Origin of the sequence: Algibacter sp. (genome assembly GCF_049667265.1) — a bacterium.
Classification (GTDB): Bacteria; Bacteroidota; Bacteroidia; order Flavobacteriales; family Flavobacteriaceae; genus Algibacter_B.
In genome coordinates, this window is record NZ_JBATHX010000410.1 from 1 (window position 1) to 2,611 (window position 2,611).

The 2,611-nt window shown below is 32.5% G+C and carries 3 protein-coding genes; 2 read left to right on the plus strand and 1 reads right to left on the minus strand.

The window, feature by feature from the left end; all coding sequences use genetic code 11:
* The coding region (locus tag WBN21_RS14365; protein WP_424201454.1) for a class I tRNA ligase family protein at positions 1 to 530 on the minus strand (530 nt) is incomplete at its 3' end.
* Positions 531 to 667: 137 nt separating this feature from the next.
* Here WBN21_RS14365 and WBN21_RS14370 point away from each other — a divergent pair.
* Both WBN21_RS14370 and WBN21_RS14375 read left to right on the plus strand, forming a co-directional pair.
* A complete protein-coding gene (locus WBN21_RS14370) occupies positions 668 to 1,582 on the plus strand; it encodes a DMT family transporter (protein ID WP_424201456.1) in 915 nt (304 codons plus the stop codon).
* A gap of 152 nt (positions 1,583 to 1,734) precedes the next feature.
* Positions 1,735 to 2,611: cell division protein FtsX (locus tag WBN21_RS14375; RefSeq protein ID WP_424201458.1), on the plus strand; the 877-nt coding region annotated here is incomplete at its 3' end.

The following is a 2,611-nucleotide window of genomic DNA, read 5'->3' on the forward strand; positions in this document are numbered from 1 at the left end:
TCACAAACAGCATGCACTTTGCTATTTCCTTCCGAAGCAAAAATCGCCTCTAATTTTGAAATATCTTCTGCTTTATTTTTATCATTATTAATCCAAGAATTGAACAATTGAATAAAAATCCATTGTGTCCATTTGTAATAACTCGGATCTGAAGTACGGACTTCACGAGACCAATCAAAAGAAAAACCAATTTGGTCTAATTGACGGCGATAAGTAGCAATATTTTCCTTGGTTGTTATTGCCGGATGCTGACCTGTTTGAATCGCATATTGCTCTGCTGGCAAACCAAAACTATCATACCCTTGCGGATGTAAAACATTAAACCCCTGGTGACGTTTATAGCGTGCATAAATATCGGAAGCAATATAACCTAACGGATGTCCAACGTGTAAACCCGCGCCACTTGGATAAGGAAACATATCCAAAACATAGTATTTTGGTTTGTCACTTTTGTTTTCCGCCTTGAATGTTTGGTTATCTGCCCAATATTTTTGCCATTTGGCTTCAATTTCATTGAAATTGTACATCATTATCATCCGTTTTAAGAAGTTGCAAATTTACGTTTTATAAATCAACTTAAAAACCTTTTATTTAATAGTTTATTCCACAAAAAACGAGGTTTTCCAATTATATAAAATTACTTTTGACTCCTAAAAAAGTCTAGGTATTGAATTCAAATATTTTTAAAGCACATATAGCACTTCTTGGCGCCAATTTAATTTACGGCGCCAACTATATTATTGCCAAGGGCATTATGCCTGATAAAATTAACCCGAATGCCTTTGTGTTAATTCGGTTAGTTTGCTGCGTTGCTTTATTTTGGGGCATTAAATTCATATTTGTTAAAGAAAAAGTAGCCCGTGAAGATTTTTTAAGACTAGCACTTTGTGGCTTACTTGGTGCAGCTGCAAATATGTTGTTTTTCTTCCATGGCATCAATTTAACGTCTCCCATTGATGCTTCTATCATAATGACTGCCACGCCAGTAATTGTGCTCATTTTTAGTTTTATAATTTTAAAAGAGCGCATTACCAAAAAAAAACTTATCGGGATTACCATTGCTGGCATTGGCGCTATTTTTCTAATTATTTACGGCAATAAAGCTGCTGGAACCAGTTCCTTTCTTGGCAATTTATTTGTTTTTCTGAATGCCTCTTGTTATGGTCTTTATCTCGTTTTGGTCAAAACTCTAAAGAAAAAATACAACGCCATAACCATAATAAGCTGGATGTTTTTATTCGGATTACTTTTTGTTTTCCCTATAGCCATAAACGATTTTAGGGCTGTGAATTTCGATGCTTTTTCTACAAATACCTACCTAGTTATTGGTTACGTTGTACTATTTACTACCTTTTTCGCCTATCTTTTTAATGTGTATGCCCTTAATTTTGTATCGCCATCGGTAACTAGCAGTTATATTTATTTACAACCCGTAATTAGTTTTATTTTAGTAAGTGTTTATGCTTATATTTTGATGAAAGATGAATATGCACAAGACATTAACCTTATTAAAATACTAAGCTGTTTAATGGTGGTTATTGGCGTTTATATTATTAGTAAACCCCCAAAGAAATTGGCATAACACAACAATTTTAATAGGTTTTAGTTATAACATTGTTTGAATTGATTACTGAGTTAAGGACATGACAATTTCAAATGAGACCAAAAGACTTTTGACCTTTTGAAGATTTATTAAAATACTTTATTATTTTTACGCTTTAATCCAATAAACACATGAGTTCATCATTTGAAAAACACCAAAAACGTAGATTGATATCTTCGTATTTTTCAGTTGTATTAAGTATTGCTTTAGTGTTGTTCTTATTGGGATTATTAGGCATGTTAATTTTAAATGCGAAGAAAGTTTCAGATCATTTTAAAGAACAAGTTGTAGTTACCATTTACTTAAAAGACACCGCTAAAGAAGTTGAAACCAAGCAACTTGAAAAAAGTTTGGCCATGGCTGATTATGTAAAGTCGACCGAATATGTTTCAAAAGAACAAGCTGCCGAATTCATGAAAGCTGAAAACGGTGAAGATTTTATGGATTTTGTTGGCTATAATCCGCTTCAAAACTCCATTGATGTGCATTTGAAAGCTGATTTTGTAACTTCTGAACATCTTGAAAAAATTTCCGCGGAAGCGACAAGTAAAAACTTTGTTGAAGAAGTAACATATGATAATGATTTGGTTAATTTGATGAATGATAACGTTAAAAAAATTAGTTTTTGGGTACTTATCTTAAGTGGAATTTTCACCTTAATTGCTGTATTATTGATAAATAGCTCTATTCGATTAGCTGTTTACTCTAAACGATTTACTATTAAAACCATGCAAATGGTTGGTGCTACAAAACAGTTTATTCGTCGCCCGTTTGTTTGGAAAAGTGTTCGTTTAGGAATGATTGGTGCCTTTTTAGCTTTAATAGGCATGGCCATTGTTTTATATTATCTAAATAAAACTTTTACTGAATTACAATTACTGAGTAATCCAATTTTAATGGCCGCACTATTTGTTTTTGTTTTTGCTTTGGGCATTATAATTACTTGGATAAGCACGCATTTTGCAACCCAACGTTTTTTGAATTTAAAGACGGACGACTTGTATTATT